The sequence below is a fragment of the Nocardia terpenica genome, from assembly GCF_013186535.1.
Classification (GTDB): domain Bacteria; phylum Actinomycetota; class Actinomycetes; order Mycobacteriales; family Mycobacteriaceae; genus Nocardia; species Nocardia terpenica.
The window spans coordinates 1,535,899-1,559,890 of the sequence record NZ_JABMCZ010000002.1; the positions used below are offsets into that span (position 1 = coordinate 1,535,899).

Sequence of the window (23,992 nt, forward strand, 5' to 3'; positions counted from 1 at the left end):
GCAATTCGCTCGCGACCCAGAGCACACCTACTATCTCGAAATAAACGGCCTCATGAACTATCGGGGGAACATCGCCCCAGGGGTCCCGTTGGAAGTACTCAGAAAGACGGGGACCACGAGACCGGGACAATGTACGATCTTGCACCATCACGACACTAGGCTGATCGATTTTCTTATAGACATCGATGTATGGGTGTGCCCGCCGCTGCGTGGTGCCGGGAGGACCGCGTGATTCCTGCGCCGACCAAGGACCGTGCCCTGCGTTTCGTCGCCTTCGTCTTCCGTACGCTCGCGCATTCCGACTCCGGTGAGCTGTATCCGGCCCGTTTGCGCGCGGCCGCCGAAGCCGTGGCCATCGCTGTCGAGACAGGAGCCACCTGCGGCGACATCGAATCCGTCGTCACCGACGCCGTCGGGCTCGGTACCGAAGAACCGCGGCTGATCGCCGACTTGGCCGACCGCTCATCACTCGGCACCAGCCCGTTCCGGCGAACACGGCAGCGCATTCCTTCGCCGTCCGCTGTGGACATCCAGGCTCGCACGAAGAGGCTGAGGAACATGATCGAAGTCGTGATCATCGGCCCAAATCTGTTGGGCGACAACCAGTGGCAATTTCATCTGCATGTCGCGGGGTGCCCCGGGTTGGCAGACCAGCTCTACGATCGGCACTCTGATGCCGAGGCCAGGATCTACGAACTAGGCAGCCTGCGCGACGCCACGCTGGAGATCTTCTCTCCGAACGAATTCAGGTACGTTCCCGAACGCTGGCGCGATTACGCTGCGTACCTGAAGATCTTCGACTGTGTGGTGTGGCCGCAGACGCCATAGCGATCCGCCGACCGACACTCGGCGGACGGCGTTGAGCGGCTTGTTGCTCACCGCCGTCCGCCCGTCCTGCTCATGCGCCATTCGGTGCCGGTGATGTCGCGATGCCGACCGAAATGCCGTCCCCATCGCGTCCACCGCCCGCAGTCGATGCGGTAGTCGACGCCATCGACCGAGACGACCCGGAACGCACCGCATTCGCTGCCGTTGTCGAGCCGATCCTCGTACACTCTGACGCGGCGCTTGACCGTGGTGAATTCGCCCATTACCAGTCCCTTTCGGTGACAGGGTTGTACAGACTGATCGCGACACCGGGCCGCTCACCCGCGTCGGCGATGCGTTTGTGGCTGTGCAGGTCGATCACCTGCGAGTCGTCGACGTACGCGATGCCGGTCAGTGCATCGAGAACAGCGCGAGCGAGTTTGTCTGCGTCGGGCCGCTTGGTGGCCAGCAGTGTTCGGGTTTTCGGCGCCGATCGCGGTCTGGGGAGCACGAAGTCGAGTCGCATCCCGATCGCGTCGGTGCGCAACGGCCACCCCTCACCGTGCACAGCCAAGGCAACGCGTTCACGCCACGGGCCGACCGCTTTCGAGGATTCGATCAGAATGCCGCGCCCTACGTGCCGCTTGCTTCCTTGCGGAGCTGGTACTCCGGGCACCCAGCAGTCAGGCACGGCAGCTCGTTTCGTCGTGGTGGTGGCCCGTGCGGGCATGGTGATTTCGGCAGACCGGGCAGTGGTTGGGGCGGCCGGTGTCTTTCTCGCCGAGGAGTTGCACCGTCCGCGCTGCCGACTGCACGCGGCTCTCGACGATCGCATCGACCTGTGCACGCAGAACACTGATCGGCACCTGGATATCGACGAAAGCGGCCAGCGTCATGATGAGCTGCGCCATCCGTTCGGGGTCACGAACGCACTGCCTGGCAACGTGCCGGAAAGTGTCCAGCGGTGCCAGTTCTCGTACGCGCTCACACAGCTCGAGCGCATCCGAAGCGCAGCGGTCCAGGTCGGTGTAACGGGCCATCACAGCACCCGCTCCCTGGAATCGCGCACGATGGCCACGATCCGGGTCGGCGGATCGGTCACCATTCGATCAAGTGGAATAGCGACGATCTCGGCGAGCGCCGCGGCCTCGCGCAGCTGCGGGCGGTGGTGACCGTGCTCGATGCGCGATACTGTGCTCTCGCTCCAGCGGTACCCTCGCTGACGCATTCGCACGGCGACCTGAGCCTGGGGCAGCTTCAGTGCTTTCCGCGCCGCACGGAAGTTCACGACGAACAGCTGCTCGGTGTCACTCGGGGCTCGACTCATCGCGGCTCATCCCCTCTCCTGTCGCATTCAGCGTGTCGATGTCGCGGCCAAAACGTGTCCGCGTGACGTCCGAGCCCGTCCCGGGAACGATCCACTTCGTCATCGGTACAGCAGAAACAACTTCCGCTGGTGAGGAATTCAGGACGATCGCGCTCGACGTCCGCGCCGCGCCGACGGCCTTCGCACGCACGGCGGCCACGGTCACCCGGTTGCGTCCGGACTGATGCGCGGTCCGGTTGGAGTGCCTACCCATGACGTGCGGTCCTTTCACGGCTTCGATGTACTTGTTGTCGGAGTGAACGAGACGCAGCGAGCGACCGAGAGGCGCAGCACCGCAGCCGATCTCGGCGGTCGAGACATCAACGAGTCCCCGCTCGGATACGGGCCGCACCTGGCTGGCGGTAGCCCGTCGGCGGATACCGCGGACCGCCCACACGTCACGCAGTACCCATCCGATAACGATTCCGCTGAGCAGGGTGAATGCAGCTCCGATCAGCATGCTCACGGCACCACTCCCGCGGAGTTGACGATCGCGAACAGGACGACGACGACGGCGATCAGCAACAGCACGCGAGCGAGATCGATGAGGAGGCCGACTGTTTCGCCGTCCCGAGGAGGCAGATTCATGCCGCACCGGCTAGCGCAGTCCGTCGAGCGACGTGAGAGGAGATCCGCTCCTGCTCGCGCTTACGCTCTCGACGTCGGCTCTCGCCTTCGGCGATGACCTGTTCGGCGTGGGCTGCGGAGTTGAATCCGAGCGCCTGCATGATCAGATCGGCATCGTGGGACGTCATCGGAGTGCCGTCTTTGAACTGCAGGGGATGCGTGAAGTGGGTTGACGCCCAGCAATTTCGGTCATTGAGACCTCCTCGTGATTGGTGATGCGCGTCCCGCAGAGCAGGGTGTGAGGGGGCACCCCGACGGTCCCTCTCCGGGACGCGCGGCCCTCGGCGTGGCGTCAGCGCGCACCGCGCCGAGGAAGTTCTCAGCGGGTGTAGCGACGCTCGAGCCGTCGACGGCTGGCGGCAGTGAGACCGGTCACATCGGGCACGGCAGGCGCGGCGGGCCCATTGGCCATGAACTCGACGAGTGCGGCCATGTCGCTCGCGGTCATGCGCCACTCGCGCCCGGTCCATCGGCCACGGATCTGCTTCTTGCGAAGGCGGCGGATGAGCCAGTCCTCGGAAGCCGCGCCGGTCGTCTGCACGACGTGGGACAGGGGAAAGGTCGCGACTTCAACTTGATCGGGTGCGGTCATCTCGCCAGCGATTCGGTGGGCAGACCGGCGATCTCGTCGGACGTGCGCGCGGTGGTGATCGCCGCGAGAGGGACACCGAGCGCGTCGGCAACCTTGCGCGCGACCTGCGGGGTGCAGACTTTGCGTCCGTCTTCGATGTTGCTCAGGTGCGACCGCGACAGGCCGACCGCCTCCGCCAGCCCCAGCCGCGTCCAGCCGTAAGCCTCACGTAAGGATCTGATCGTCGAGCCCACCCGGATCGGATCTTCCTTCCAGTTCATGCAAGCAATTTTAGGAATGAATAGGAAGACACGTCAATGAAGAAACAGGAACCGGACACCTGCATCTACCAGGCGCTGCTCAGCACACCTCGGTTCGAACATCCGTGCTTCTGGACGTTTCCTGCACGAACCTGCACGATGGGCGTATGAGTACCGGCACGAATTGGAAGCGTCTCGGTGATGCCGTCGTCAACCGCCGCGTGGAGCTGGGCATGAAGACCCGCGCGGAGCTGGAGAAGAGGGTGGACTTGAGCTACCGGTTGCTATCCGACCTTGAGACCGGCAAGCGCGGATTCGCTCCCGCCACCTACGCGATCGTCGAGCAGGCGATCGGATGGGAACCCGGCAGCTCGGCCCGCGTGCTAGACGGCGGCGAAGCGAAAGCCGTGACCTCGAGTCGTCGCGCGACTTCACGCGATCTTGCCGAGGATGTATTTGCCTACGTGAGCGCCGACTCCGACCACGGCCCCACACCGAACACCCCCGGAATGGTCAATGCCCTGTGGGAGTACGTGCATGCGTTGCGGAGCGACGTCCCCACGTCGACAGCGCTTCAGCGACTAGCCGACAAGGCGTGGGTATCCGAACGGGTCGGACACCTGCCGGCCGAGGACCGGCAGGCCGTCAAACACTTCATTGATCAGCTCGGACGCAAACGGTTCGACGATTGGGACCACCGCTTCATCACCGATGACATCGACCCCCGAAGCAACTGGGCGCGGACTCCCGGCAACCTTGACGTCCAAGTCGATCCGGCCCTAGGTTCCCGGGGCGGCGTCACATGGTCTCCGCCGTCGTCGGAGCACGAGGCCGAACTGGAGGCCCGGTTGAGGGATCGTGGCAACACCGCCGAGTGATTTACCCGGGCACAGCCGATCCATCCCAACGTTGGGTTCCAGCGCCAGCCCTCACCCGGACCGTGCAGCCACGCAAGTTCGGCAGCCTCGAGTAGCTTTGCCTCCCATTCCGCATTCAACCCCACTCGCGGAATCACCCGCACCTGCCCGTGATTCCAGATGACCGTGCCGATTTCGGCCATTCCGCCACGGATCACCACGTCCCCCCACGGGGCGGAAACGGTTACCCCCAACTCGCGCAACGCTTCCCGATGAGCACTCCCGCCGCTGCGATCCGCCGCCTCAGCGGGAGTGCGACCATTGTCGGCCGGTAACCCTGCGGGCTCGGAATCTCTCACCTCCGTACCCCCGCACACAGCACCACGAAACCTGTTGACCAGTAACGACATTCCCGCATCGACGCACATCCCACCCGTGAAGCCCCTCTCAGGGCATGACTCGCCAACGAAACAAGTACCGCGGGTGGCACTCCGACCGTATCGGGTGAATGCTACAAATTTGAAGCTACCACGTTTGACCGGAAGAGTTTCCGGGAAATCTAATCGTCCGCGCAGGCAGCCGATCGCCGAAGCTTGACCAGCCCGACAGCGGTCTCGCTCTCGCGTGTCAGGACCACGAGTTTCGCTGTCAGATCGACCGCCATCCAGGTGCCGTCGATCGCCCGCACACGCACGGTTCCTTCGACCTGACCGGACTGCCGCAGTGTGCGCGCCAGCTCGCGTGCGAGCTCGAAGTCGTCCGGATGAAGTGCCGGGTCGCGCGATTCAACGCCGGTCTTCTCCCACGCGACATTCGGCATCGGCTCACGTAGCCACTCGTAGCCGGTCAAACTGCGGAGGCCGACCATGATCGGCCACACGCCCTCTTCACGCAACTCACCTTGAATCAGGGCCTCGGACCAGGTGAGCGGCGGGACGATGGCGGAGTCGTCCACACCGCCGGGAGTGATGTCGTGAGTGAGACCGTGCAGGAACGGAACACCGTCGACGTAGGCGCCGCGGGCAATGAAATTGATGTCGCGGAGAACGCCGTCGTCCCGTTTGATCTGCCATGTCGTCTGGATGACCCTCTCCATGTCGGCGAGCAACTCCCCCGACAGCGAGGCCGCGAGCGCCGCGCTCTTGTCGTCGGCGGTTTCGACGTGTCGCAGCCCGGAGATACGCGACACCTCCGGCAACCGGCGCTCGCGCGGTACCCCGTAGATGTCGTGCATCTCCTCGGTAGCCAGTGTGGTGATCCGCTGCTCGTCCCAGTCCCACGCACCCGACCGCGACGGCACCGGCACGTCCTCGCCGAGTGGTCCGATCCACAGACGAACACCGTGCACCATCCCCATTACGTTGAGGATGGGGATGGCAATGATCCTCTCCCCCTTGGTCTTCGAGACCTCTTCGTACCGCTCTCGCGTTTCACGGACATGCGCGACAGCGCGTTTGGCGGGGCCGCGCAGCGGCCCGCGCAAGATGGCGTCGAAGGGCTTGAGCCTCACCGGCTTTCGCCCTACCGCCATCAATGTGGGTTCTTCCCTGATGCATTCGACAAGTAGCCATTCGGTCATGGGCTGAGCCTGACAGCTGGCAGCAGCCGATACCATCCGTTTCGGACAAACGGCCAGCGCAGCGCTGTGAACGGACTCGTCTGCAAGGGGGCCATCGGGCCCAGAGTGACGCGCTGATGCCCAACCGAACTTGTCGGCCGGGCGATGGTCAGCGTGTGCTGCTTCCGAGGATCGCACCGTGGTGTCGCTGGCAATCCGATCGGACTGCGGCCAGTTCTTCTCTGTGCCGGTCGTCCTGTAGCTGGAGGTCGGTCCGCAGGACCGCGACCGCGCCGAGCATCTGGTCACGGTCCGATTCGGCCCGAGCCTTGGCCTCCTCGGCGGAGTCGAGGCGTGCCTTCAGTTCAGCGATCTCGCGATCGGCAGCAGCGCGTGCCCTATCGACCTGCGTGTCAGCGATCTTGAACACGCGTGCGACCTCCTGGTCGCAGTCGGTGCGCATCCGCGTGACCGCGTCGACGGCCCCGTCGCGCACGGCGATGGCTTCCTCGGCGGCATCGAGCGCCGCCTGCCGCAGCCGGAAAGCATCGTCACGCTCCCGGCGGGCGGCGAGCGCATCGCGTTCGGCAGCGGCCTGGGCCGCGAGTGCTTCGGCGACGCGTGCTTCGGCATCGCGACGGACTTCCTCCAGTTCGAGCGCGATCAGATCGGCGTCGACGAGGTCCGCGGCCATCTGCTCGGAATCGGCAAGTTCGGCGATCAACTCGGCCTTGATGTCCCCGATCCGGGCCAGCGAGGCACCGAGAGCGGTCGCACGGTCGGTCACCGGTCGCTGGGGGCCAGCTTCGGGCGGCTCAGTAGCTGTCCGGTTCCGGATCCGTTTCTCGGCGCGGAGCCGGTTCACCGCGTTGTGCCGGGGATCGTCGCAGAAGTCCCGAGGACGGCCGGGACCGGTCCGTTGAGCGACGGGGCGCCCGCAGATCGTGTCCGGGCCGAGGGGGAACTTGCACGGGCGCGGAGTATCGCTGCCAGCCATAAGATTTCATTTCATTTCAGGAGGGATGCAAGGAAATGAATTGGAATGCGCGGATTTACGCGGCCAGCAGGTCTCCGGCCTCGTGGTCCGCGATGTGGTCGACCGCGTTGTCGTAGGACTCGAATACCTGCGACAGCACCTCGCCGTCGGGGTTCATCCAGACGGCCTCGAATCCGCCTGGCACGACGCAGATTTCGCCGAGATCTCCGGCACGGACCTGGCGGCGTCGCCGGGCCTGGTCCAGGTTGACGACATCGCGGCGCAGCTGAGGCAACCGGTTGGCGACGATCTGTGCGGCGGCGGCGCTGGCGGAGGCGTCGATGTGCCCGTACCGCTTGTCGGTGGTGCTGATGCTCTCGTGCCCGGCGTCGCGCGACACCACCCAGATCGGGACGCCGTCCTGCAGCCGCCAGGAAATCGCGGTGTGCCGCATCGTGTACGGGGTGATGCGCTTCGTCCCCAGCTTGGGAATTGTTGTGGAGAACCGGGCGAGCAGTGCCTCGGGATCGGTTCCCGCCCAGTGAGCCCGGCGGCGGTCGAACGGCGCGAAATCGCCTGCCGCCAGGGCCCGCAGCCGCTTGACGGCGGGCGCGAATGCCTTCTTGTGGAGGTAGACGACGGTGATCGGGGTGCCGTTGCGGGTGCACATCAGCGGCGCGTCGAGGGGTCGGTCCAGATCGAGCCGGGCCACGGTTTCGAGGGGAACGTACACGGTCCGGTTGCCGCGCTTGGACTTCGGCGGACCCAGCTTCAGTTTCCCCCCGGCGTACTTCCACGCCTTGGTGATCGAGACGGCGCCGGTGTCGCGGTCGATGTCGCCGACGGTGAGCGCGCCGATCTCGCTGGGCCGGGCCATCGACATCACCATGAGCTCGGCCTGCGCGTGCCAGCGCGGTGCCATCAGCTCGACGAGCAGTTCGTACTCGTCGTCGTCGAGATAGTCCAGCTCCGGGCCGTCCCAGCGCGGGAGCCGGGTGTAGGCACAGGGATTGGCCGGGATGAGCGGGGTCGGCCGATGCCGGGCCGCCGCGGCCATCGCTGCGGAGAAGAATCCATGCTTGTTCCAGATCGTTTTAGCGGCGTTGCCGACCTCGTTCTCGAGGTGGACGACCCAGGCGGCGTCGGTCTCCTCGGTGACGGCGTCGACGGGCAGCGACCCCATGAACGGGCCGATGTCGTTGACAATGTAGCGGTGGTAGCGCTGCCGGGTGGCCTCTTCGATGCCGGTGAGCCGGTCGGCGTAGCGGGTGCACCATTCGGTGACGCTCAGGATCGGCGCGGCGGCGGCCAGTTGGGCGGCGAGGATGCGCTCGGCCTCGACCGCCCCCACCCGATCGAGCAGTTCCGACCAGCGCTTCGCGGCGGTGTAATCGTCGAAAGTCTGTGAGGTCGCGCGGATTTCACCGTTGCGGGGAATACGGTAGCGAACCTGGAAACCGATCGTGCCGTCGGCGCGGACACGGGGGCGAGGGGTGGTGGACATGCGCGCAGTTCTTCCTGATGAAAGTGTGCGCCGAATCCCCTCAGATTCGTGTGGACCGCGTCCCTGTGGACACAGAGTGTGGACACAGGACCAGCAAGATCATAGATCTTGCCCCCGACCTGTGGATTATCTGGTGGAGCCAAGGGGAATCGAACCCCTAACCCCTGCCTTGCAAAGGCAGTGCTCTGCCAATTGAGCTATGGCCCCTGGTGTGGCCGGGCGAGACCCGGCCGGTTTCGATGCTAGCGGGTGGTTACCTCATGCCAGAGATCGGCCTCGTTGCGCTGCCGGAACTTGCTGATCGCAAAGACGAGAGCTGCCACGACGCCGACCGTGAGGAGAATTTTCATGAAACCCACACTACTGCGATCTTCGGGAGCGGGCCCAGGAGGACTTGTCACGTGACGGAGGCGGCGGCAGGATGGGCCGTTTGCTCGGACCGCCGCGCAGCCGGTACCGTATCCCCCGGTCGCTCGCCTCGAGCACGACCACAACGGGGCCTTAGCTCAATTGGCAGAGCACTGCCTTTGCAAGGCAGGGGTTACGAGTTCGATTCTCGTAGGCTCCACAAACACACAACCCTCAGCGTGGGCAGTCTGCCGGGCTGAGCGCTGCGCGCAGGCTGTCGATGATGACGGTCCGGGCCGCGCGGGCCTCCGGGGTGGGGGTCAGGGGGTACACGTGTACGAGCCCTGCGGCTTCGTGATAGTCGACCTCGACGCCTGCGGCCCTGGCCTTCTCGACCAGCAGACGGGTATCGGGGACCAGAATGTCGCGGGTGCCGCAGAAGACGGTGAGCGGTCCGAGGTCGGTCAGGTCGGCGAACAGGGGACTGACGCGCGGATCGGTGATCGGGAGCGGGCCGCGCCACTGTTCGCCGAGGACCAGGCCGCCGGGGCGGCCCAGCCACGGGTCTTCGCGCTGCACGGTGGGGATCTCGGGGTTGCTGAGCGAGAGGTCCAGGGCGGGCGAAATCAGCACCGTGCGTGGCAGTTTCGGTTGCTGCTCGTCGCGGAGCACGACGGCGGTCGACAGCGCGATCTGGCCGCCCGCCGAATCACCGGCCAGACACACCTCGCCGTATTCGGCGCGGTGTTCGCGGACCAGGTCCGCGAACACCGGTATCACCTGGTCGGCCGTGCCGAAGGGAATCAGCGGGTAGATGGGGAGCGAGACGGTAGTTCCGGCTCCGACCGCGATCTCGGCCGCCAGCGCCCAGTGCTGGCGGGCGACCTCGTTCACCCACCCGCCGCCGTGGCAGTAGACGACATTGCCGCGCGCTCGGCCGGACCGGGGAGTGAGCGTGTAGATCGGCCAGCCCGCATACCGTCCCGCGGAAACCGAAACGTCCGAACGCAACCGGCGCGGCGGCCCGAACGGCCGCGGACGAACGCTGCGCTCCCGAATCCGCTCCCACGCACCTTCCGCACTGACAAAGGTGCGGTTGACGCGACCGACCCGCAGATAGCCGACCACCAATCGACTGCGGACGCTGGGCATCGAACCTCCGCGCGTTTCATACGGCCGATCCGTGGCGTCGAGCATAGCAACCCGGTTCCGGCACACCGGTTCCCAATTCGGCACGGAAATGGCCGCCAGTTCGGCCCGGTCGATCAAAACAAGGTGTAGGAACGAACGGAAGACACGGTACTGGTTGAATAGCGGCCCTAGCGAAATACCGACGACTGGTGCGTGGCTCTCGGCTGCCGGGAAGAGGAAGAGTGGGCCTAGGAGGACTTGAACCTCCGACCTCTTCGTTATCAGCGAAGCGCTCTAACCGCCTGAGCTATAGGCCCGTGTTTCGTATAGCCCGTGGTACCCGAGCCGAGTGCAAAGGTTACCCGACCCGACCAGTATCGGCCAAAACGGCTGGTGAGAGGCTTGCGAACGCTTCCTCATCGGACGTTCATCGGTGCCGCCAGCAGTGACCGGAACCGCCCTCAGCATCGTGAGCATGGCCTGTAAAGCGCCGACCAGGCAGCGAAAAGGCAGCACGACCGTTCGATCAGCTGACGAGAGCACCTGCGCCACCCTCCTCATCGTCGTCACCGAGCAGACCCCGGATCGCGTCGTGATCTTCCTGACGACGCACGTAGAACTGCATAGTGGTTGTGATCTTCTCATGACCCATGACCTTGGCCAGCTTGTGCGGTTCGAGGCCATCGTCCGCAAGCCAGGTCCCATAGCAGTCCCGGAGCTCGTGGAACCGGAGCCCGCCCGATTCGCGCCGAGCCACTTGCTGTACCGCCTGGTCGTATCGATCGAACACCTCCGAGTTCACCTCACCGCGGTTATCCATCCAGACCGCCTCGAACCGGCCATCGACCTCCGAGACCTCCCCGAGGAATCCCGCCCGAACGAGTGCAGGCCGCCAGACCCGTGCACGGAACAGCCCCCGCCTCAGCGGACTACCCGCTTCGTTGGTGAAGATCAGACCCCGGTCACCACGTGGATACCGGCGCATATACTCGCGCAGTTCCTCGGACACCCAGCGTGGAAGCGGTACCGCCCGTCGACCCGCTGCCGATTTCGGAAACGGCTTGAACTCTGTGTATCCAGCGACCTCGGTGACCGTCCTGACCACGTGCAGCACAATGCCGTCGTCACCATCGCGAACCATGTCGGCACATAGTCCGGCGATCTCTCCCCACCGCAATCCAGCGAAGGCGGCGACAGCCACATAGGTCCGATATCGCTCAGGCCGGATCTCAGGCAGCAGCAGTTGCCGAACCTCATCCCGAGTCAGGATGCGCGCGTCGGCGGTATCCATCTGTCGCCGCTTGGGCACCTTCACACCCTCGGTGGGATCGACTCCGATCAGGCGATTCCGCACCGCCGACCGCATCACCCCGGACATGAGCCGCTTACACTCAGCTACCGTTGCCCGCGAATAGCTATCTGACTTGGCCGTGATCCACTTCTGTACCGACAGGTGGTCGATCTTGCCGAGCTGCCACCCTTTCCACTTCGGAAGGACGTGCGTGTTCATGATCGACTCGTCACGGGCCTTCGTGGTCCGCTCGTTATTCCAGGTCTCCATCCACTCCTTCGCGTGATCCTCGAACCTGGTACGTCCAGCATGCGGAGACACGTAGGTGCCGTTCGACTTGGCCACGTCCACCTGTGCCAGGAAGTTCTTCGCCTCCCGCTCCGTGCCGAACGTCTTGGAACGCTGCGAGCCGGACGGTTCCCGCCAATACGCCTTGAACTTCCCCGAGGGTGTCTTGTCAACGAATCCCATTGCGCTACACCGCCTCCGGAAGCTGGCAGTCCTCCAACCAGGCGTGAAAGGCCGACCGAGGCACCACCCAGCGCCGACCAATCCGCTTGGCCGGAATCTCGCCAGCCCGAACGGCACGGTAGGCATTCCCCCTGGACAGACCGAGCAACTCGGCCACCTCTTCCACGGTGTAAGTCGCCGCTTCAATGTTGATCACTTGCATCAGCTCTCCCCCTCCTACGCTGCGTCCGATGTACGCGAATCATGCTGCTGCCTGACGGTTTCTGCTGGCGGGTCCACCGCTGCGAGTCGGGCCCGGGTGTATTCGGCCTCTTGCGCAAGCTTCTCGCTGACCATGGTCATGATCAGGTGCTCCCGGGGTGGCACGTTCGAGTCACCCGGTTCGGCTGGAGTGATCTTCAAGCGGTCGATCTCGGGCTTGGAGATACCGGCCTCAGCGAGGCGTTGCCGAACGAACTCGATCCGGTCGGCCTTGTGGTCGGCCAGGTCCTTACCGGTCCACTTGCGCGACACCAGCACCCGACGCCCCCGCAGTCCGAGCGTGTCTCGCCGATGGGCCTTGCCTTTGCACACCCCCGGAATGGTCTTCGCCGTGGCACCCTTGGGGACGATGCCGTAGCGGAACCACAACCCGCACGACGGAGAACACGGCGTGATCGCGAGCTCCGCGTGTAACTGGTCGTAGTGGTCGGCGGCAGCTTGGGATTCGGGCTTGATCACGTCGCCGATGGACTTGGTGAGGTACTTGGTCAGGTAGCCGATATGCCGCCCTGCTTCCTCGGTGCCGCCGAGAATGCCCTTGATGTCGAGGACCTTGCCGAACCGCACCACGTGCGCGGGCTCCAGCTCGTCTACGGTGTCCATCTTGTCCAGGGCTTCATCCCACGTCGGAACAGGCACCCGCTCCCCCGTGTCCGGGTCCACCGCCTCCGGGTCCACGAATCGGCCGGCCGCGTAGTCCCAGAACGGCATCCGCCCCGGCTCGTACACCTCGCGATCGAAGTGCGGCCACCACACCTGGTGATACGTCGCCGCGACCACTTCCTTGATCAGTTGCCTCGGGTCGGTGCCCCGGACGCCGATGTGGATGTGCGGGGCCCCGCGACGCTGGGGTTCGACCGTGGCGAAGTACTGGATATCACGGCCAGACGCGCGCCGGTAGTTCTGGACGAACCGATCGAACAATGCCGCGAAGTGAATGATGTCGCGAGCCGCCTGCCGATAGTCGTAGCTGGCCGGATCCACTGGGGCCCCGTCATCATGGTCGACACGGCCGTAGGACGGCAGGGTGAGGGTGATGAACATCGAGGGCCGGTACTTGCCCGCGTACACCTTCCCCACCGTGGTCTTCTCGACCTTCCTTCTCGGTAGGTCCGGTTCCGCCTGCCGCCGCCTGGTCGAGCGCTTACGAGCGTTTCGCGGTGTCGGTTCCAGGTCCGGGAACTTACCGCGGATACCCGACTCCCGGAGCTCGTGATTCAACTCGGCCACCACTTCGGCGATGGCTTCCATGGCCTCGGAGTCGTCGACGGATTTGGCCTTGGCGTACTCGTCGACCAGCACCTCCCGCGCCGCCAACAGCTCGGTTTGCGCCTCGGTGGGCTCGTTCTTTTCGATCACTGGTTCCTCCTGAATGTGCCACCCTTCGCGGCACTGGTGTTGGCGGAGACGCTGAGCCCGGACAGCACAGGCCGGACAGACGTGCTCCATGGTTGATTTGCAGGGCGTGCCAACGTATTTCGACTCGCCCTCCTGATCGGTCGCCAGCATCGGCAGCGGACGGCGACACACCCCGAACCGTTCCGCCGTCGCCTGCGCCAGCTCGACCAAGTTCAATCGCGACCGCCGATCGGCCGCCGTCTCTCGGTTCGGACGGACCTCGTCCAGGTCGACTACCATCGAGTCGCTCATGCCACCGCCCTCGGTGCCGGGTCCACTCGCTCGTACGCGGCCACCGTCTCGGGTTCGGCGTAGGTGGCGTGGTTGTAGGCCGACCAGTGGCCCTTATCCATCACGTAGAAACTCCCCACTATGTGACGACGCCGTTGGATCTGCGGGGCGACCAGGACCAACCCGAACGCGCAGGTGCAGCCCGTCGGCCCTGCCTTGAACCCTTCCCCGGTTCCCCCACAATGACCGCACACAGACCATTCCGAGATCTCTTGCAGCTCAATGCAATTCGAGTCCGAGCAGTTGGCCTTGCCGCACCAGATGCAGCACCCTGCGAAGGTCAACCGAGGAGGCCGAACCACTTCGGGTGCACGAGCAGGCAGCGGAATCACGTTCCCGACCATGATCAGTGCCCCCCGTAGCAGACCTGACCGGACGGCGTACGCACCGTCAACGGAGCGACACCCCGAGTCCCCGAATCGCTGGCCGGACGCCACCGCGACGGCTCGGTGACCACGTACTCCGGGTTGCGAACCAGCGACAACCGACGCACCCGATTCCGAGCCTCGGTCTCACGGCGGTCCGCCTCGAACGCCTCCTCCTGCGAGTCGTACTGGGTCAACCCGCCAATGCAGATGTTGCACAGGTGATCGGTCTCGACGTCGAGCAGCTGCGAGCCACCGCACACGCTGCACGGACCCCAAAACGACTCCGCGTGCCGCTTCACACACCCCGCCTTGGCGCAGTTGTGTTCACCGCAATAGATGCACCAACCTGCATAGTTCAGCCGATCCGGGCGAAGCACGTCCGTGGCTGCGATCTTCAGAGCCTGCACGATGACCTCCGATTCCTACGCTTCCAACTCCTCTAGACAAGATTCAATCTAACGCATTGATACCTAGTCGTCTAGACAAGTTAGAAGACGGTTCGAATCGTTATCTAGACACTGACAAGCAGGGAACTAGCGAGCGGCGAACTCGTACTCCAACACATACGCGGTCGCGATCTTTACCGTGTCGCACACCTCGACGGCCACGTCATTCATGTCGTACGCCGTTCTAACCACGGTGATCACAGGTACGCCAGCACCAATCTCAAGCTCACGACGCTCATCAGGGTGAGGCATTCGCGCACCGACCTCTTCCACGAACCGTGCGAGGAGATGACCTTGTTCTTCGAGCCGCGCATAGATGCCACCCGGACCGGTATCGACCTGTTCGATCTTTGTCCCGGTCGCGAACTCGGCCGGAATGTACGAAGTGGCCAGCTCCACTGGTCGACCATTCGCCAGGTATCGCCGAGCACGAACGACCACTTCGTGATCTGGCCCAACCCGAAGACGTTCAGCAGCAAGCGGATTCGCCTTCTCCCGATGCACCTGAATCCGATCAACGCTAGCCGTGAACCCAGACTTCTCGGCCTCGACGCTAAACGCCGCCTTACCATCGGCTCCAGCCCGGTGTTTCCGAGCGAACCGGTCGGACGCCAGACGACGGATAGGCGCTTGCGGCTGTACGAATACACCACGACCATGCTCCGACCGAACGAGCCCTTCTCCTCGGAGCTCCTGGACAGCCTGACGAACCGTCATGCGCGCAACACCGAAGTGTTCGATCAGCTCCGCTTCGGATGGCAACTTCTCACCTGGGCCAATCCGTCCCATGAGGATTGCTTCCCGCAGTAACGACGCAATCTGCCGGAACGGCGGACGATCGTCCGACCGATCTACCGTCCCGAGCGGCAACATGGCATTAGCCCCTTCAGCCTGCATCCACAACACGTCTAGGCCACCTAGTCTAGGCCAGCAAACCGGAACAGCCCAGTCCAACGCAGATCGTTCACATCGCATACTGCGTGCTAGTATACGAGTGGTTTGAACGGACAAACAGCAGGTTATTGCCTCCGATGTGAGCTAGCACGCTACCTCAGGAAGGGCTTACTTCTTATGTCGCCAACCCTGAATCGTCCTGATCCTGCTTATATGCAGATCGCGGACCACTTCCGAACACAGATCAAGAGCGGAAAGCTAGCTGACAACGCCAAGCTGCCGCCCGTCGCTGAGCTGGCCCGGAGCTGGCACGTGGCCAGTGCTACCGCTGCAAAGGCACTGACACAGCTCCGAACCGAGGGATATGTTCGGACCACCAATCAAGGGACATTCGTTGCAGTCAACCAGCAGCAGACCACGCCGAAGCACTCCGTCAGCGTCGCAGGTGTTGTGATCGACGATCAGAACCGTGTCCTCGTGATTCGGCGCGAAGACAACGGGCATTGGGAAGCACCGGGAGGTGTCCTTGAACTGGACGAATCATTCGAGGAAGGTGTTCGGCGAGAAGTGCTGGAGGAGACGGGAGTCCACGTTCGCGTAGATAGGCTCACCGGCGTTTACAAGAACCTCACCCACGGCATCGTCGCTCTCGTCTTCCGCTGCACCACACAGTATGGCGAGCCTCATCCAACTAGTGAGGCACGCGAGGTCCGCTGGATGACTCGCGACGAAGTACGCGATGCCATGAACCCCGCCTTCGCAATTCGAGTCCTCGACGCCTTCGATACCGACACTCACAGTCGCGCCCATGACGGAGTGAACCTCGTTGCAGTCCAGAACGGTCGACCGCAGCCGTAGCCAACTGATCATGGGCTGGCTCTCCGTCGCGCCCATCCGCCGGACGGAAGTCCCAGCCGCTCTCGTATCGGCGCACTCCTCGCGTCTCACACCGAGGCTCTTGCCGAATTTAGCTATATAGGATCAAGGCGGCGCGCTGCGCGCGCCGCGCCACGCAACCGGCCGCACTGCGGCAAGGGCCTCCGCTTCGCTCCGGCCCACCGGAGCGTCGGGCGCGTCGCGGCCCGCGCATCACACCGAAGATCCTGATAGCTCACTGGCATTCGCCCTCACGCCGACGCAGCGACTACGACGACATCCCGTCTGAGATTCAGCCAGCGGTTTTGGTTCGTCGATTCCATACGCTGATCTGCTGGGCAGCGGGTCTGCTCAGGAGTTCCCCGCCTTCCTCATGGCCCAATCGTCTCGCTCCAGCCGAACGAGTCAAGGACCACCTTCGGTGTCCGCTTCGCGGTGCCTATCGGCATCCTTGACACGCTCGTCTTCCGCTGAGGGCGGCCAGTATGAGGAAGGTGGGGAGGAGAAGTCAGGGGGTGGCGGATAGACAACCTATCCCCGAAAAGCAGGCAGCGAGAAAGCAGCGAACGGCTTGATACTCGCGAATACGAGAGGGCACGGAATGTCAGAAACGGGCAGCTCAGCGATACTGTTTGATATTCCGCGCCACCCCGAAACCGCGTTATCAGCGAAGCGCTCTAACCGCCTGAGCTATAGGCCCGTAGGTGATTCGGGTGGTGACTCCCGAGCCGAGTGCAAAGATTACCCGACCCCAGTGGTATCGACCAAAACGGCTGGTAGGAGGGTTGCGGGTGAGGGGTGAACGACGGCGGCCGGGCCTCGCGGGGAGCGGGGTCCGGCCGTCGGGGTGTGCGTGGGCTAGTCGGGGTCGGCCAGGGTGACCTGGATGCCGCCGACGAGGTCGGTGCACTGGTTGTAGATGAAGACGCCGACCGTGGACAGGGCGGTGAACAACACCACGTTGATGATGCCGATCACCGCCGCGTAGCCGAAGACGGCGCCCGCGTCGATCAGGCCGGATCCGGAGGAGCCGTTGTCGGACACCATGTCGGTGAAGGTGCTGTTGAGCCGGTCCCACACACCCATGCCGGACAGCACGATGTAGAGGAAGCCGACCGCCAGCATCCACACGAAGAACATGGCCACGCTGATCACCAGCGATACCTTCAGCGTCGACCAGGGGTCGATGTGGCGTAGCTGCACGGTCGCCCGCAGCGGCTCACCCGAGGTGACCGACGCGGCCACCGCCGCCGGGGCGGCGAGCGAGACCGCATGCGGCTGTGCGCCGGCGGTTTCGCCGTGCGGCAGCGGGTGGCGCAGTTCCGACAGGTCCGGCATGTCCTTGACCAGCTCCGGCCGGGCGATGCTGCGGGTCGGGCCGTCGATACCGACCGACTTCACCATGGCGGCCTCCTTGCGGGCCGCCTTGGCCGCCAGGTCCGTGGTGGTGCGGGCGTTGGACACCCCGCCGCCCAGGCCCGCCGGGGCGGCCGGCGGGCGGCCGGTCACCGGCGGCTGGCCGGGGCGATGCAGGTTGGACTGCGGCTCCCGCTGCGGCAGCTGCGACCAGCCCTCCTCGAACCGTGAGCCGCCGCCGGAGTTGCCGGCGGCCTCCGGCGCCGACTCGGCGGACGCCGCGGGCTCGGCCTGGCCCTTTGCCTCGGGTGTGTCCGACCCTGCGCTCGCCCCGTTGTCGCCCGATGCGCCGGGACGCGGAATCGGGCGCGGCGGAATCGGCGACGGTGCGATCCGCTCGGTCACACCGTTCGCGTGGTGCCGCTCGTCATTCGGCTGATTCGGAGTGGTCAATGGGAATCCTTCGATCCGTCGTGCCGCCGCTAGTGAGAAATTACTGCTACTCGGAACCGCTGGTGTCGTCTTCGCCGGAAACCTGGTCGGGCTCATCGGCGTTGCGCGCGATCGCAAGCAAAGTATCGCCCTCGCCGAGGTTCATCAATCGCACACCCTTGGTCTGCCGACCCGCCTTACGCACCTGGTTCGCCGCCGTCCGGATGACACCGCCTCCGGAGGTGATGGCGTAGAGCTCGTCCTCGTCGTCGACGATGAGTGCGCCCACCAGACTGCCACGCTTTTCGTCGTACTGAATAGTCAATACACCTTTACCGCCACGACCCTGAGCAGTGTATTCCTCGATGGCCGTGCGCTTCGCATAGCCTCCCGCGGTGGCCACCAGCAGATAGGTGTCCGAGCGAACCACGTTGAGCGACAACAGCTCGTCGGCGGCGTTGAAACGCATGCCCTGCACGCCGGAGGTGGCGCGGCCCATCGGGCGCAGCACCTCGTCGTCGGCGGAGAACCGGATCGACTGACCGTGCGCCGACACCAGCAGCAGGTCGTCGTCGGCCGAACACAGTGCCGCGCCGACCAATTCGTCACGATCGCGCAGATTCACCGCGACGATGCCGCCGGAGCGGTTGGAGTCGAAATCGGTCAGCCGCGACTTCTTCACCAGGCCGTTGCGCGTGGCCAGCACCAGATACGGCGCGTCCTCGTAGGACTTGATCTGGATGACCTGGGCGATCTTCTCGTCGGGCTGGAAGGCCAGCAGATTGGCCACGTGCTGGCCCCGCGCGGTGCGGTTGGCCTCGGGCAGCTCGTACGCCTTGGCCCGGTACACCCGGCCCAGGTTGGTGAAGAACAGCAGCCAGTCGTGGGTCGAGGTGACGAAGAAGTGCTTCACCAGATCGTCCTGCTTGAGGCCGGCGCCCTGCACGCCCTTGCCGCCGCGCTTCTGGCTGCGGTACAGGTCGGTCTTGGTGCGCTTGGCGTAGCCGGTCTCGGTGATGGTGACGACCACGTCCTCGCGGGCGATCAGGTCCTCGTCGTTGACCTCGCCGTCGGCCGCGATGATCCGGGTGCGGCGGTCGTCGCCGTACTTGTCGACGATCTCCTTCAGCTCGTCGCGGACGATCGCGCGCTGCCGCTCCGGCTTGGCCAGGATGTCCTTCAGATCGGCGATTTCGAGCTCGATCTTGGCCAATTCGTCGATGATCTTCTGCCGCTCCAGGGCGGACAGGCGGCGCAGCTGCATGTCCAGGATCGCGGTCGCCTGGATCTCGTCGATGTCGAGCAGGCGCATCAGGCCGGTGCGCGCGGTCTCGGTGTCGGCCGAGCGCCGGATCAGCGCGATGACCTCGTCCAGGGCGTCGAGCGCCTTGACCAGGCCGCGCAGGATGTGGGCGCGCTCCTCGGCCTTGCGCAGCCGGTAGCGGGTGCGCCGGACGATGACGTCCAACTGATGGGTGACGTAGAGCCGGATCATCTGGTCCAGCCGCAGCGTGCGCGGCACGCCGTCGACGATGGACAGCATGTTGGCGCCGAAGCTGGTCTGCAGCTGGGTGTGCTTGTACAGGTTGTTCAGCACGACCTTGGCGATCGCGTCGCGCTTGACGGTGACCACGATGCGCAGACCGGCACGGTCGGAGGACTCGTCGTGGATGTCCGAGACACCCGCGATCTTGCCGTCGCGGACCTGCTCGGCGATCGAGTTGATGAAGTTGTCGGTGTTGACCTGGTACGGCAGCTCGGTGATGACGATCGTGGTGCGACCCCGGTTGTCCTCCTCGATCTCGACCACGCCGCGCATGCGGATGGCGCCGCGCCCGGTCTGGTACGCGTCGTGGATGCCGGAGGTGCCCACGATCATGCCGTAGGTCGGGAAGTCCGGGCCCTTGATCCGCTCCATGCAGGCGGCGAGGGTGGTCTCCTCGTCGGCCTCGTGGTTCTCGAGCGCCCAGTAGATCGCCTCGGCCACCTCGCGCAGGTTGTGCGGGGGGATGTTGGTGGCCATGCCGACCGCGATGCCGCCGGACCCGTTCATCAACAGGGCGGGCACGCGGCTGGGGAGAACCACCGGCTCCTGGGAGCGGCCGTCGTAGTTCGGCGTGAAATCGACGGTCTCCTCGTCGATCTCGCGCAGCATCTCCATCGCCAGCGGGGTGAGACGGCACTCGGTGTAGCGCATGGCGGCGGGGCCGTCGTTGCCGCGCGAGCCGAAGTTGCCCTGGGGGTCGATCAGCGGGTAGCGCATCGACCAGGGCTGCGCCATGCGGACCAGGGTGTCGTAGATGGCGGTGTCGCCGTGCGGGTGGTAGTTACCCATCGTCTCGGCGACCGGGCGGGCCGACTTCACATAGCCGCGGTCGGGCCGATACCCGTTGTCGTACATCGCGTACAGGATCCGGCGGTGCACCGGCTTGAGGCCGTCGCGCACCTCGGGCAGCGCGCGGCCCACGATCACGCTCATCGCGTAATCGATGTAGCTGTTCTGCATCTCGTGCTGGATATCGACCGGTTCGATCCGGTCGCCACCGTTGGGAGGCAGTGTGGTCTCGGTCATCAGTCAGTCTCCGTACGAAGTCATTTCAGTGGTCATGGGCGCGCGTCCGGCGCAGCCTTCGTCGTTCGGCGCTTCTGCCCCTCGTTTCCCGGCATGTGCTCTCCGTTTTCCCGGCACGCTTTTGGCCGGGACCTACAGGTCGAGGAAGCGGACGTCTTTGGCGTTGCGGGTGATGAAGCTGCGGCGGGCTTCGACGTCTTCGCCCATGAGGATGCTGAACAGTTCGTCGGCGGCGGCCGCGTCGTCGAGGGTGACCAGGCGCAGCAGGCGGGTCTCGGGGTCCATGGTGGTTTCCCAGAGTTCTTTGGGGTTCATTTCGCCGAGACCTTTGTAGCGTTGCACGCCGTCGTCTTTGTTGATCTTCTTGCCTGCGGCCTGGCCCTGTTCGAGCAGGGCGTCGCGTTCGCGGTCGGAGTAGGCGAATTCGGGTTCGCTGCGCTGCCATTTGAGTTTGTAGAGCGGGGGGCAGGACAGGTAGACGTGGCCGTGTTCGACCAGGGGGCGCATGAACCGGAACAGCAGGGTCAACAGCAGGGTGGTGATGTGTTGGCCGTCGACGTCGGCGTCGGCCATGAGGATGATCTTGTGGTAGCGGAGTTTGGCGATGTCGAATTCGTCGTGGATGCCGGTGCCGAAGGCGGTGATGATGGATTGGACCTCGTTGTTTTTGAGGACGCGGTCGATGCGGGCCTTCTCGACGTTGATGATTTTGCCGCGGATGGGGAGGATGGCCTGGTACATGGAGTCGCGGCCGGATTTGGCCGAGCCGCCGGCGGAGTCGCCCTCCACGATGTAGATCTCCGACAGGCGCGGATCCTTGGCACGGCAGTCGGCCAGCTTACCGGGCAGGCCACCCAGATCCGTCGCGCTCTTGCGGCGCACCAGCTCTCGCGCCTTGCGCGCCGCGACGCGCGCCTGCGCCGACGAGACGGCCTTCTGCACAATGGTTTTCGCGTCGGCCGGATTGGCCTCGAACCAGTGCGCCAGGTGCTCGTTGCAGGTGCGCTGCACGAACGACTTGACCTCGGTATTGCCGAGCTTGGTCTTGGTCTGTCCCTCGAACTGCGGGTCGGCGACCTTCACGCTGACGATGGCGGCCAGGCCCTCGCGGATGTCGTCGCCGGTGAGGTTGCCGTCCTTGTCCTTGAGCAGCTTCTTGTCCTTGGCGTACTTGTTGACCACCGAGGTCAGCGCCGCCCGGAACCCCTCCTCGTGGGTGCCGCCCTCATGGGTGTTGATGGTGTTGGCGAAGGTGTGCACGGACTCGGAGTAACCCGAGTTCCACTGCATCGCGACCTCGAGCTCGTGGCCGGCGCCCTTGCCGGTGAACGACACCACCGAGTTGTGGATGGGCTGCTTGGACCGGTTGATGTGCTTGACGAAATCCTCGAGACCGCCCGGGTAGAGGTAGGTCCGGGTCTTGACCTTGTGCTCGCCCGCGGCGCCGCCCTCGGCCTGCTTGGGCGCCTCGGCGGTCTCGCTGACCACCTCGTCGGTGATCTCGGAGTCGGTCACCCGCTGATCGGTGAGCGTGATGGTGAGTCCCTTGTTGAGGAACGCCATCTCCTGCAGCCGCCGCGCGACCGTCTCGAAGTTGTAGTCGGTGGTCTCGAAGATGTCCGGATCCGCCCAGAACCGGACGGTGGTGCCGGTGCGCCGGGTCGGGTCGCCCTGCACCAGCTTGCCGGGCTTGGCGTCCTTGTACTCCTGGGTCCAGTGGTGGCCGTCGCGGTCGATCTCCACCTGCAGCGTGGTGGACAGCGCGTTCACCACGGAGATGCCGACGCCGTGCAGACCGCCCGACACCGCGTAGGCGTCGGAGTCGAACTTGCCACCGGCGTGCAGCTGGGTCATGACGACCTCGATCGTCGGAATGCCCTGGGAGTGCATCTCGACCGGGATACCGCGGCCGTCGTCGACGACCTCGACGCCGCCGTCGGCCAGCAGGGTGACATCGACCCGCGAGGCGAAGCCCGCCATCGCCTCGTCGACGGAGTTGTCCACAACCTCCCAGATCAGATGGTGCAGACCGCGCTCACCGGTGGAGCCGATGTACATACCGGGACGCTTGCGGACCGCCTCGAGCCCCTCGAGAACCGTGATATTGGAGGCACCGTAGTCCTGGTTGCCCGCTTTCGCCCTGGTCGTGCCGCTTGCGTTGGAGTCGTTGGCAGCCACTGCTCGGTAGCTCTCCTTACTTGCTGATCCCTCGGCACACCGTCGAACAGCACACAGGGGACCCCACTGGTCTCTGCTCGAGATGACGCACTGCTCGAGAATTACGGGTCCACACGCGGGCTGCGCGGAAGGCGCCGAAGGTATCGCCGCTAGTTACCCCACCATCCTACTGGCACACCCGGCACAGGATGCACCTATGACACCCCTGACAGCGCCGTGAGTGCGTTAAATCGGATGCCGCCGGGTCCGGTTGTAGGTCTCCCGGCTCCCGGAAGCCTGAGCGGCCCATCGCGCGCCGTTGCGCGCGGGTTTGCGGAATAGTTGTCCGCGATCACCCGACCGAGCGCGGCCCACGGCACGCGATTCATCCACAGATTCACCCACAGCTGTTCATCGATGTGGGTGAATTCCACAGGTGCGCAATCGCATTCACCGGGTGTGCGGACCGTCTGGTTCCACGTGAAACGGGCGCGGGCTCAGCCGTAGGTGTCGCGGGGCCCGCGGCCCTTGACGTGCCGTTCTCCCTTGCGCCAGCTGGGGGCGGCGGGGCCGCTGATGCGTAGCGAGGTGACCACCCCCTGCCCGACCGCCGCGGCGATCTTGGCCAGCAGCTGGGACTGGAGCATGCGCAACTGGGTCGCCCACGCGGTCGACTCGGCCTGGATGCTCAGCACCCCGTCGGTGAGCGAGACCGGGGTGGCGTGCGCGGCGATGTCCTCGCCGACCACCCCCGCCCAGCGACCGAACAGCGTGCCCTCGGCGACCTTGCCGGACCAGCCGCGGCTCTTGGCCAGCGCACCGGCCAAGGCCGACAACGGCTGTGGATCGCGCTCGTCGGGGCGGGCGCCGGACCAGCCGCCGCGCCGCCGCAGCGCGCGCACCCCGCCCTTGCGCGGCGAGGCCCGGCCCTGCCCGACGGATTTGCCGCTGGCCCGGGCCGCCGCCCGCGCCTCCTCAAGGGCGCGGCGGGCGAGATCGACTCCGCGCAGCTCGGATTCGGCCGCGCCGGACGGCGCGGGGTGGGTGCCGTCGTGGTCGTCGGGCTCGTGCGCGTCGGCCACCACCGCTCCTCCTCGTCGATCCGCCACCGGAATTCGTACCGTCCGGCCGGAAAAGATGCTGGGGGACAGGCTAGCGGCTCGGGCGCGACTCG

The 23,992-nt window shown here is 65.1% G+C and carries 25 protein-coding genes, 3 tRNA genes and 2 pseudogenes; 5 read left to right on the top strand and 25 right to left on the bottom strand.

Translation table 11 applies throughout. From position 1 onward, the window contains the following. The first annotated feature begins 189 nt into the window (after positions 1-189). Positions 190-828 carry a hypothetical protein gene (locus HPY32_RS18900; protein WP_067579406.1) on the top strand — a complete coding sequence of 213 codons (639 nt, stop codon included), beginning with the start codon at positions 190-192 and terminating at the stop codon, positions 826-828. Positions 829-875: 47 nt separating this feature from the next. Here the strand turns inward: HPY32_RS18900 and HPY32_RS18905 are convergent, their stop codons facing one another. The 9 genes from HPY32_RS18905 to HPY32_RS18940 form a co-directional block, all read right to left on the bottom strand. After that, positions 876-1,091: a hypothetical protein gene (locus HPY32_RS18905; RefSeq protein ID WP_067579404.1), complete on the bottom strand. Its 216-nt coding sequence runs from the start codon at positions 1,089-1,091 to the stop codon at positions 876-878. Then, entirely contained in the window at positions 1,091-1,537 is a 447-nt protein-coding gene (locus HPY32_RS18910) for a RusA family crossover junction endodeoxyribonuclease (RefSeq protein ID WP_067579402.1), read from the bottom strand. Before HPY32_RS18910 ends, HPY32_RS18905 begins: the two co-directional genes overlap by 1 nt. Then, positions 1,491-1,847 carry a hypothetical protein gene (locus HPY32_RS18915; RefSeq protein WP_156673959.1) on the bottom strand — a complete coding sequence of 119 codons (357 nt, stop codon included), beginning with the start codon at positions 1,845-1,847 and terminating at the stop codon, positions 1,491-1,493. Before HPY32_RS18915 ends, HPY32_RS18910 begins: the two co-directional genes overlap by 47 nt. Beyond that, entirely contained in the window at positions 1,847-2,134 is a 288-nt protein-coding gene (locus HPY32_RS18920; protein WP_082870688.1) for a helix-turn-helix domain-containing protein, read from the bottom strand. The genes HPY32_RS18915 and HPY32_RS18920 overlap by 1 nt, the downstream gene beginning before the upstream one ends. Then, complete coding sequence (locus HPY32_RS18925; RefSeq protein ID WP_156673958.1) at positions 2,115-2,639, bottom strand: hypothetical protein; 525 nt, start codon at positions 2,637-2,639, stop codon at positions 2,115-2,117. Before HPY32_RS18925 ends, HPY32_RS18920 begins: the two co-directional genes overlap by 20 nt. Further along, a complete protein-coding gene (locus HPY32_RS45710) occupies positions 2,636-2,761 on the bottom strand; it encodes a hypothetical protein (RefSeq protein WP_269456470.1) in 126 nt (41 codons plus the stop codon). The genes HPY32_RS18925 and HPY32_RS45710 overlap by 4 nt, the downstream gene beginning before the upstream one ends. Continuing rightward, positions 2,758-2,928: a hypothetical protein gene (locus HPY32_RS18930; protein ID WP_156673957.1), complete on the bottom strand. Its 171-nt coding sequence runs from the start codon at positions 2,926-2,928 to the stop codon at positions 2,758-2,760. Before HPY32_RS18930 ends, HPY32_RS45710 begins: the two co-directional genes overlap by 4 nt. 191 nt (positions 2,929-3,119) lie before the next feature. Continuing rightward, entirely contained in the window at positions 3,120-3,392 is a 273-nt protein-coding gene (locus HPY32_RS18935) for a hypothetical protein (RefSeq protein ID WP_067579394.1), read from the bottom strand. After that, on the bottom strand, positions 3,389-3,652 hold the full coding sequence (locus tag HPY32_RS18940; protein ID WP_067579392.1) for a helix-turn-helix transcriptional regulator: 264 nt from the start codon (positions 3,650-3,652) through the stop codon (positions 3,389-3,391). The genes HPY32_RS18935 and HPY32_RS18940 overlap by 4 nt, the downstream gene beginning before the upstream one ends. A 146-nt stretch (positions 3,653-3,798) precedes the next feature. On the opposite strand from HPY32_RS18940, the gene HPY32_RS18945 reads away from it, so the two are divergent. Continuing rightward, positions 3,799-4,509 carry a helix-turn-helix domain-containing protein gene (locus tag HPY32_RS18945; RefSeq protein ID WP_156673956.1) on the top strand — a complete coding sequence of 237 codons (711 nt, stop codon included), beginning with the start codon at positions 3,799-3,801 and terminating at the stop codon, positions 4,507-4,509. 538 nt (positions 4,510-5,047) lie between these two features. Here HPY32_RS18945 and HPY32_RS18950 read toward each other — a convergent pair. From HPY32_RS18950 to HPY32_RS43910, 5 genes are all read right to left on the bottom strand, one after another. Beyond that, the gene (locus tag HPY32_RS18950) at positions 5,048-6,067 is read right to left on the bottom strand and encodes a GAF domain-containing protein (protein WP_067579387.1); all 1,020 of its coding nucleotides are present in this window, start codon (positions 6,065-6,067) and stop codon (positions 5,048-5,050) included. Positions 6,068-6,215: 148 nt separating this feature from the next. Beyond that, positions 6,216-6,833: a hypothetical protein gene (locus tag HPY32_RS18955; protein WP_067579385.1), complete on the bottom strand. Its 618-nt coding sequence runs from the start codon at positions 6,831-6,833 to the stop codon at positions 6,216-6,218. 265 nt (positions 6,834-7,098) lie between these two features. After that, positions 7,099-8,526, bottom strand: coding sequence for a tyrosine-type recombinase/integrase (locus tag HPY32_RS18960; protein WP_067579383.1), 1,428 nt, complete (start codon positions 8,524-8,526; stop codon positions 7,099-7,101). 131 nt (positions 8,527-8,657) lie between these two features. Further along, positions 8,658-8,733, bottom strand: a tRNA-Ala gene (locus HPY32_RS18965). A 35-nt stretch (positions 8,734-8,768) separates the two neighbouring features. Beyond that, positions 8,769-8,876 carry a DLW-39 family protein gene (locus tag HPY32_RS43910; protein ID WP_216676145.1) on the bottom strand — a complete coding sequence of 36 codons (108 nt, stop codon included), beginning with the start codon at positions 8,874-8,876 and terminating at the stop codon, positions 8,769-8,771. Positions 8,877-9,021: 145 nt separating this feature from the next. Here HPY32_RS43910 and HPY32_RS18970 point away from each other — a divergent pair. Beyond that, positions 9,022-9,094: transfer RNA gene (locus HPY32_RS18970), tRNA-Ala, on the top strand. Between the two features lie 14 nt (positions 9,095-9,108). Here the strand turns inward: HPY32_RS18970 and HPY32_RS18975 are convergent. From HPY32_RS18975 to HPY32_RS19005, 7 genes are all read right to left on the bottom strand, one after another. Then, positions 9,109-10,026, bottom strand: coding sequence for an alpha/beta hydrolase fold domain-containing protein (locus HPY32_RS18975; protein WP_067584762.1), 918 nt, complete (start codon positions 10,024-10,026; stop codon positions 9,109-9,111). A gap of 222 nt (positions 10,027-10,248) precedes the next feature. After that, positions 10,249-10,322, bottom strand: a tRNA-Ile gene (locus HPY32_RS18980). Between the two features lie 209 nt (positions 10,323-10,531). Continuing rightward, positions 10,532-11,767, bottom strand: coding sequence for a tyrosine-type recombinase/integrase (locus HPY32_RS18985; protein WP_082870687.1), 1,236 nt, complete (start codon positions 11,765-11,767; stop codon positions 10,532-10,534). Between the two features lie 4 nt (positions 11,768-11,771). Next, positions 11,772-11,969: a helix-turn-helix domain-containing protein gene (locus HPY32_RS43915; protein ID WP_067579381.1), complete on the bottom strand. Its 198-nt coding sequence runs from the start codon at positions 11,967-11,969 to the stop codon at positions 11,772-11,774. 14 nt (positions 11,970-11,983) lie between these two features. Beyond that, positions 11,984-13,678, bottom strand: coding sequence for a replication initiator (locus HPY32_RS18995; RefSeq protein ID WP_309247533.1), 1,695 nt, complete (start codon positions 13,676-13,678; stop codon positions 11,984-11,986). 385 nt (positions 13,679-14,063) lie between these two features. Further along, entirely contained in the window at positions 14,064-14,384 is a 321-nt protein-coding gene (locus HPY32_RS19000; RefSeq protein ID WP_156673954.1) for a hypothetical protein, read from the bottom strand. 234 nt (positions 14,385-14,618) lie between these two features. Continuing rightward, positions 14,619-15,404, bottom strand: coding sequence for a GntR family transcriptional regulator (locus HPY32_RS19005; protein ID WP_067584756.1), 786 nt, complete (start codon positions 15,402-15,404; stop codon positions 14,619-14,621). A 234-nt stretch (positions 15,405-15,638) separates the two neighbouring features. On the opposite strand from HPY32_RS19005, the pseudogene HPY32_RS44665 reads away from it, so the two are divergent. After that, positions 15,639-15,809, top strand: a pseudogene (locus tag HPY32_RS44665) (GntR family transcriptional regulator); the annotation flags it as partial. A gap of 33 nt (positions 15,810-15,842) precedes the next feature. Continuing rightward, positions 15,843-16,283: pseudogene (locus tag HPY32_RS19010) on the top strand (NUDIX hydrolase); the annotation flags it as partial. Between the two features lie 876 nt (positions 16,284-17,159). Here HPY32_RS19010 and HPY32_RS19015 read toward each other — a convergent pair. The 4 genes from HPY32_RS19015 to HPY32_RS19030 all read right to left on the bottom strand — a co-directional run bounded on the left by HPY32_RS19015 (position 17,160) and on the right by HPY32_RS19030 (position 23,903). Continuing rightward, positions 17,160-18,110, bottom strand: coding sequence for a DUF3566 domain-containing protein (locus HPY32_RS19015; protein ID WP_067579375.1), 951 nt, complete (start codon positions 18,108-18,110; stop codon positions 17,160-17,162). Between the two features lie 46 nt (positions 18,111-18,156). Continuing rightward, the gene (gyrA, locus tag HPY32_RS19020; protein WP_067579373.1) at positions 18,157-20,661 is read right to left on the bottom strand and encodes a DNA gyrase subunit A; all 2,505 of its coding nucleotides are present in this window, start codon (positions 20,659-20,661) and stop codon (positions 18,157-18,159) included. A gap of 132 nt (positions 20,662-20,793) precedes the next feature. Continuing rightward, the gene (gyrB, locus tag HPY32_RS19025; protein ID WP_067579371.1) at positions 20,794-22,839 is read right to left on the bottom strand and encodes a DNA topoisomerase (ATP-hydrolyzing) subunit B; all 2,046 of its coding nucleotides are present in this window, start codon (positions 22,837-22,839) and stop codon (positions 20,794-20,796) included. A 476-nt stretch (positions 22,840-23,315) separates the two neighbouring features. Beyond that, entirely contained in the window at positions 23,316-23,903 is a 588-nt protein-coding gene (locus HPY32_RS19030; protein WP_373686638.1) for a DUF721 family protein, read from the bottom strand. Between the last annotated feature and the right edge of the window lie 89 nt (positions 23,904-23,992).